This window comes from Mesocryomonas lacus (genome assembly GCF_055730135.2).
Genome location: NZ_JBUZWE020000013.1, coordinates 167428 through 173997, shown reverse-complemented (window position 1 = coordinate 173997; position 6570 = coordinate 167428). Strand labels below are relative to the sequence as shown.

General features: G+C 65.3%; 5 protein-coding genes and 1 tRNA gene. 3 read left to right on the top strand and 3 right to left on the bottom strand.

Going from position 1 to position 6570, the window contains the following annotated elements:
* Nucleotides 1–170 precede the first annotated feature (170 nt).
* The 3 genes from ACZLZY_RS19780 to ACZLZY_RS19770 all read left to right on the top strand — a co-directional run bounded on the left by ACZLZY_RS19780 (nucleotide 171) and on the right by ACZLZY_RS19770 (nucleotide 3401).
* A tRNA-OTHER gene (locus tag ACZLZY_RS19780) sits at nucleotides 171–238 on the top strand.
* Nucleotides 239–472: 234 nt separating this feature from the next.
* Nucleotides 473–796, top strand: coding sequence for a BLUF domain-containing protein (locus ACZLZY_RS19775; RefSeq protein ID WP_472935765.1), 324 nt, complete (start codon nucleotides 473–475; stop codon nucleotides 794–796).
* 445 nt (nucleotides 797–1241) lie between these two features.
* The gene (locus ACZLZY_RS19770) at nucleotides 1242–3401 is read left to right on the top strand and encodes a TonB-dependent siderophore receptor (RefSeq protein ID WP_472935764.1); all 2160 of its coding nucleotides are present in this window, start codon (nucleotides 1242–1244) and stop codon (nucleotides 3399–3401) included.
* Between the two features lie 144 nt (nucleotides 3402–3545).
* On the opposite strand, the gene ACZLZY_RS19765 is transcribed toward ACZLZY_RS19770, so the two are convergent.
* The 3 genes from ACZLZY_RS19765 to ACZLZY_RS19755 form a co-directional block, all read right to left on the bottom strand.
* Nucleotides 3546–4595 (bottom strand): DUF2218 domain-containing protein, encoded by a 1050-nt coding sequence (locus tag ACZLZY_RS19765; protein WP_472935763.1) that lies wholly within the window; start codon nucleotides 4593–4595, stop codon nucleotides 3546–3548.
* Nucleotides 4596–4973: 378 nt separating this feature from the next.
* Complete coding sequence (locus tag ACZLZY_RS19760) at nucleotides 4974–5321, bottom strand: hypothetical protein (protein ID WP_472935762.1); 348 nt, start codon at nucleotides 5319–5321, stop codon at nucleotides 4974–4976.
* 258 nt (nucleotides 5322–5579) lie between these two features.
* Nucleotides 5580–6494, bottom strand: a complete 915-nt coding sequence (locus tag ACZLZY_RS19755) for a CHAD domain-containing protein (protein WP_472935761.1) — start codon at nucleotides 6492–6494, stop codon at nucleotides 5580–5582.
* Nucleotides 6495–6570: the final 76 nt, after the last annotated feature.

The window sequence follows — 6570 nt, the reverse complement described above, 5'->3', positions numbered from 1 at the left end:
GGCAGGATCCGTGCCGACTACCATGTTTCGCATACACATCGACGTCGCCCCGGGAGGCCAACGGACTGGCATCGATGGGCAATCGTCTGCGTTGGCCCGGAGCTAAGGTGAAGCCCTCGTCTGGTTAGCGCAGACCTAGCACATCATCATTATCTACTTTTGTAATTAAGGGCTTAGGCGCAAGTTCTGCCCACTGAAAATCGCAGTGTCGGCGGTTCGACTCCGTCCCTGGGCACCACGCCTTCCCCTGACCCCATTGTCCGGCTGCAACGGCTCGACCTGATGGCGAGTTGATCGGCGATAGACGGATCGGCGCGGCTGAGCCGGATGGGAATAGGCATGTGAGCGCATAGGCCACCGTGACCGTTCCATTCGCTTGGCTGTCGCCCTTGAGGGTTGCAACATTCCGGCCGGTGGGCTCCGATGGAGCCGCTGTAAGACCATCTCAGCAGTCTACAATACGGTTCGGTTCATGCTCATCCGCCTCCGCTACGCCAGCACCCTCTCCGAAGCGACCACGCAGGACGATCTCGTCGCGATCGTCGCATGGTCGGCGGAATGGAACCGTGCCCATGCGATCACCGGGATTCTGGCGGTCGACGGCCGGAAGGTCATGCAGGTGCTGGAAGGCTCCGTCGAGGCCGTCGAGGCCCTGTTCGTCCAGATCTCGCGGGACCCGCGGCACCACGGGGTGGTCGTCCTCGACCGCTTCGAGATCCCGGCGGTGAGTTTTGACGACTGGGGAATGGTGCGGAGGTCCATGGTCGCGATGCTCTTGACCGTCGACAGCTGGTAGCGCAGTCCGCCGGCTACTCTGTCCAGCGAGGCCTTTCGCGTCGGCGAGCTGTCAGAGGCCGCAGGACCGGGGCCAGGAGCGATGATCCATCGTGACGTCGGCGCCGACTTCACACAGGGCGCCGCAAATGTCGTGGGCGGAACGGCACGGATCTTGTGGGCGTAGCAGGGCAGATGTCCTGCACGGCGTTGATCCGAAGCGGATGGTGCTCCGGCGGCAGGTCAGTCGCGAGGGGCGCCGCGGAGCCATATCATCGTCCCTCCATCGACATTCGGAGATGAGGTTGAGGCCAAGCCTCCTGCGGTGTTTAGGCAACAGTTCCGGCTAATGCCCCCTGTCCCGCCCTGATCGGCGGTTTCAGGATGACTTAATGTTGACTGTATTTGTCAACTTTACGTACTGACGGCCAAGCGGCCGCCGGCCGCTGTCATCAGGGAATCTTGCCATGGTCCGCTCCCGTCGCCTCGTCCTGTCCGGGCTCCTCGGCTGCTCCTGCCTCGCTCTGTCCGCCAGCCTTGCCGCTGCCGAAGACGCGATCGTGCTGGAGGCGGTGACGCTCGAAGGCGGGACGGCCGGCGATGCGGGCGTCGGAACCGGCGGTGGCCTTGCGACCGAAGGCTATGTGGCCAAGGCCGCGCGGGTCGGCACCAAGACCGATACCGACCTCAAGAAAGTGCCGCAGTCGATCGCCGTCGTCTCCCGCAAGGAGCTCGAAGCCCGTCAGGTTCAGTCGCTGGTCGAGGCCGTCGCCTACACCTCGGGCGTGCGCGTCGGCACCTACGGCTTCGACCCGCGCTATGACACCGTCTTCATCCGCGGCTTTAACGTCAGCAATAACGGCTTCTACCGCGATGGCCTGCGCAGCCTCGGCGGCACTTACTCGGTGCTGCGGCTCGAGCCCTATGGCCTTGACGGCATCTCGGTCCTCAAGGGGCCGAGCTCGGTGCTCTACGGCGCCGGCCCGCCCGGCGGCATCGTCAACGTTATCTCCAAGCGCCCGACCGATGCGCCGTTCCGCGAGGTCGAGGCGCAGATCGGCTCGAACAAGCGCTATCAAGGCAATTTCGACGCCTCCGGCCCGCTCGGCGGCAATGACAACGTGCTCTACCGCCTGACCGGCATCGCCCGCAGCGCCGACACCGAGCTGATCGCCGCCCGTGACGACCGCCGCTACATCGCGCCGGCCCTGACGCTGCGCTCCACCGACCGCAACACCCATCTCACCATCCTTGGCGAATACACCGAACTGACGTCCGGCGGCGCTGCGGGCTACGTCACCTTCAACAACCAGATCACCAATCTGGAGGAAGGCGATCCTCGCTTCCGCGACCTCGACAGCCGGCAGGCCCGGATCGGCTACGAGTTCGAGCACCGCTTCGACGACACCGTGACCGTGCGCCAGAACCTGCGCTACCAGTCGGTCGACACCAACATGCGCTTCGTTTCCTTCGGTAAGATCGCCGATGACGGGCTCACAGCCAGCCGCACCGCCGGGCAGATCTTCGACGACGCCGATTCGATCGCCGTCGACAACCAGGTCCAGGTCAACATCGACACCGGGCCGGTCACCCATACGCTGCTTGGTGGCCTCGACTACAGCTATAGCGATACCAGCTATCGCTACGGCGCCAATGCCGACGTGCCGCCGTTCGACCTCGTCAATCCCAACTACGGGGAACAGCCGATCGAAGGACCATCCGGGGATGATTTCAGCCTGGCCAATTTCGGCGCCCGCACCAACACGAAGCAGAGCCTGCTGGGCCTCTACCTGCAGGACCAAGCCGAATACGATCGCATCGTGCTGACCCTCGGCGGGCGCTATGACTGGCTCGACACAAAGAACCGAAACGACCTGACATTCGTGAACACCGAGCAGAACGACGAACAGTTCTCGGGCCGGGCCGGGCTCTCCTATCTCTTCGACAACGGCATCTCGCCCTATGTCAGCTATTCCACCTCCTTCGCGCCGACCATCGGCACCAATGCCGCGGGGCTCGCCTTCGACCCGACGAAGGGCGACCAGGTCGAGCTCGGCGTCAAATACGCACCGGACGACGTGAACCTCTCGGTCAACGCCGCGCTGTTCGAGATCAACCAGACCAATGTCCTGTCGCAGGACCCCGACAACCAATTCTTCCAGATCCAGCTCGGCGAGGTGCAGTCCCGCGGCTTCGAGGTCTCGGCGACGACGAGCCTTGCCGAGGGCATCGACCTCACCGCCGCCTACACCTATGTCGATCTCGAGATCACCGGCGGCGACAATGTCGGCAAGGTGCCGGTCGGCATTCCGGCGCATCAGTTCTCGGTCTGGGGCGGCTATCAGCTGCCGGCAAACCTTGCCGAGGGCCTCGGCCTCGGTCTCGGGCTGCGCTTCCAGGGCGAGAGCTTCGCCGACGCAGAAAACACCCGCCGCAACGACGACCGCGTCTTCGTCGATGCTGCGCTGTCCTATGATTTCGGCAAGGCGAACCCCAAGCTCGACGGCATCTCTGCGCAGATCAACGCCAAGAACCTCTTCGACAAGCGGGACGTGACCTGCGCCGACGCCTATTGCTACCGCGAGCAAGGCCGCGACATCATCGGGTCGATCAAGTACCGCTTCTGAGCCACGCGGCTCAGCGCCGGACAACCCGGCGACGGCGAAACCAGGCGACGAACCACTGGGCGAGCGCCGTGCAGCCCTTGAAGGGGCCGCGGCGATCATCGAGCCGCTTGGCCGGGGTACTTGCGTCCCGGCGGAACGCCGGAATCAGCTGTCGAGGTCGCCCGCATGCCCGCGTCGCCAATAGGCGGTGACGAGATGCCGGTGCTTGGCGAGCCCGAGCACCGTGCGGCAATGGCGCCGGATCGCCTTGAAGTCGGCGAACTCGCAGCCGGCCCAGACGAAGCCGTCCTCGCCTAGATCGCCGGGCGTAAGCAGCGCGGCGGCCTCGCTGAGGCTCCGCTCGCCGCGCTGCAGCCAGTCGATGTGGATATTGGCGCCGGTTGGCAGAGGCTGGCGCTCCTGCGGCCCGGCGATCTCGATGACGGCGCGGGCGGTGCCGGTCGGTGGAAGCGCGTCGAGAATGCGGGCAATCGCCGGGATCGCCGTCTCGTCGCCGAAGAGGAAGAGCTTGCTGGCCTCCGGCAGCGCTTCTCCCGCGGGTCCGACGGCGCCGACGATGTCGCCGGGCTGCGCGGTCATCGCAAACACCGAGCCGGGCGTCGCATCACCGTCGTGGCGGAGGATGTCCACCGTCATATCGCCGGCCGCCACATCGAGGCGGCGCACGGTGTAGACGCGGGTGACCAGCGCGTCGTCGCCGGTCGGCCATTGCGGACAGCCATCCTCGCCGGTCACCGGCCAGACCGGTGGACGGCCTTTCGGCGGAAACAGCAGGCGCACATGGATGCCATCGCGGGCGAAGCGTTCGACATTGTCCGTCCGCAGCACCAGCCGGCGCATCGATGGCGTCACGTCCTCGGCCGAGACGACTGTCATCTCGCGGAAATAGGGCGGCGTCACCCCCACCGTGTGATGTCCTTCCCAGCGCACCAGCGGCGGCCTGTCCGGCGAGAACTCGTTGAGATGGAAAGCGATGCCGTAGGTCATGTAAGCGAGGCTGGTCTCGTCCCCCGCCTCAATGGAGATGCGGATCGTCCTCGCGCCGGCGACGAGATTCGCCGTGCCGAAAGGCGTGACGATCAAGCCGGTCCCCTCGCCCAGCGTCACGGTGCCGTGCTCCTCGTAATGTTCGAGAAGTTCGCGCAAGGTCTCCTGCGGATCCTCAAGCTTTACCTTGCAGTGCGCGGTCAACATGCCCAGCGGTTCCCCCATGCGGGGCGTGCGCCCCGGTGGCCCTGTCCTACAGGACCAGCCGGGAAACCGGAATGTTTCAGGGCGTGCCACGTGCCGCCTCAAAGGAAGCATCTGCGCGTGGATGACCACCCGGCCGCCCAGTCGGTTGCGCCCGCCGGCCCCGAAAGCCTACGCCGGCGTCACCGCGGCCAGCACGAGAGCGGTACCGTCAGGACGGTTCCTGGGCGGGAAGGACCGGCTGAGAGTTTGAGAGCCGCGGGATTCCCTCTTCGAGCGATCCCGCGGATGATGATAGTAAGGGAATACTCGCGGAAATGCCGTCGATGGCATGGCGATGCGAACGACACCAACGCCCGCCGTTCTCTCAAGCCTCGATTCTCAGGCGCACGCCGCCAGGAAGAGCTCGAGCGGCTGCTCCTCGTCTTCTTCGTCGTCGAGATCGTACCATTCGTCGAACGAGGTCACCGGCACGACGACCACGCCAAGCGAGGCCATCACCTCGTTCAGCGGAAACGAAATCCGCAGCAGTGTCTGGGTATGAACCATGACGCAGTCGATCCGCTGGCGACGGGCAAAGGCCACGGCCCCCATGCCCGAGCTGACACAACCCGCCAACTGTCCACCGGCCGCTTTCACCGCGGCCATCATCTCGCCTGCACAGACTTCGTCCCGTTCGATCAGAAGTATGGTGCGGCTTTTGAGGTTCTGCGATGCAAGTCTCAGCATTACAACCTCCCCTTAACAGCCCTTCTCTAGAGGGCCTGACGTGCGCCAGCTGCCGCCGTGTGCTTCATAGCAGCCTCACGAATCAGAGCATGCACGAAGGATTCAGCCGGTTCCACCGGAATTTTGATGGCGGCGCAAAAGCTTGGCATGCAATGCGAATCGTCTTTCACGGTGCTGCAAAACCACAACACTTGCGAGCCACGGGGAAGGCCTCGGCGTTGGCCCATTCGAGGCCTCGCCATCGCAACCCAGCGGCGTTCACATCTGCGTGACAGAACCCTTCCGAGCGTCCCGGTAGAGGCGGGCAATGCGCGTTTCGACGGCCGCCGGCTTCTCCGCCAGGAGACGCCGGGCCAAGACAAGCCCCTTGTCCTGAAGCTCGGCCTGCCGCCTGTCCATCAAGGCGAGCACCAGCGGATGCTGCCCCGCCTCGATCTCTTCGCGCAGCACGGCGAAGTCGTGGTCACGGCCGAGATCGTCGGCAATGTCGCCCGCGGCTTGGCGCAAGGGGGCGAAGGCTTCGGGCCAGAGCGGCGCGAGGAGCGTCAGATGGAAGCCGAGATATTTGACGTGCTTGCGCAGGAGATGGAGGTCCTCCGCCTCGCCGGTCTTCTCGGCGACCTTCAAGGCCGATCGCGCCGCCGCGTGCGTAGCGGCAAAGCCCGAACTGGCGACGGCGCGCGATTTTGAGCGGGGGAAGCGGAGACCGTCGAGCGCCGTCCGGCAGGCCTGCAAGGTGTCGATCGTGCCCGCGATAAGGGCATCGGTGCCGCCCTCGCCATCTTCGGCATCGCGGCGCCGGGCGAGCAGTTCCAACCGGAGCGGTGCAAAAGCTGCGTCGACCGCTTCGGTGGAAAGGCTCGCTGGCACGTCCTGCCCCAGCGAATCCAGCGCCTCGATCAGCGCGGTGCGGTCGCGCGCGGACGACAGGAGGCGCGCGCCGTCGCGCAGGCGGGCGTTCTCTTGTCTGTAGAAAGCCGCGTCGCCGTGCCGAACCAGGCGGAACAGCGCGCGCAGCTTCTTCATGCGCTTGCGCACGTCGTGGATGGCCGTATCGCGGTCTCCGCCGGACGACGTCGCGCCGAGCTGGGCGATGGCCTTGTCGATCTGCTCTCCGGCAATGCGCCGGACGTCAGCGTCGAGCGGGGCGGCGGGGTCGATCCGAAAACTCATGTCAAATCCGTGCGGGCAACATCATGCGGGTGAAATGAACGGGTGGGGCAAGCCGAGCATCGCGCTGCGGCACGCT

Coding starts and splice junctions, on each gene's coding strand:
- ACZLZY_RS19770 (WP_472935764.1), top strand. CDS start 1,242: ATGGTCCGCTCCCGTCGCCTCGTCCTGTCCGGGCTCCTCGGCTGCTCC.
- ACZLZY_RS19775 (WP_472935765.1), top strand. CDS start 473: ATGCTCATCCGCCTCCGCTACGCCAGCACCCTCTCCGAAGCGACCACG.
- ACZLZY_RS19760 (WP_472935762.1), bottom strand. CDS start 5,321: ATGCTGAGACTTGCATCGCAGAACCTCAAAAGCCGCACCATACTTCTG.
- ACZLZY_RS19755 (WP_472935761.1), bottom strand. CDS start 6,494: ATGAGTTTTCGGATCGACCCCGCCGCCCCGCTCGACGCTGACGTCCGG.
- ACZLZY_RS19765 (WP_472935763.1), bottom strand. CDS start 4,595: ATGTTGACCGCGCACTGCAAGGTAAAGCTTGAGGATCCGCAGGAGACC.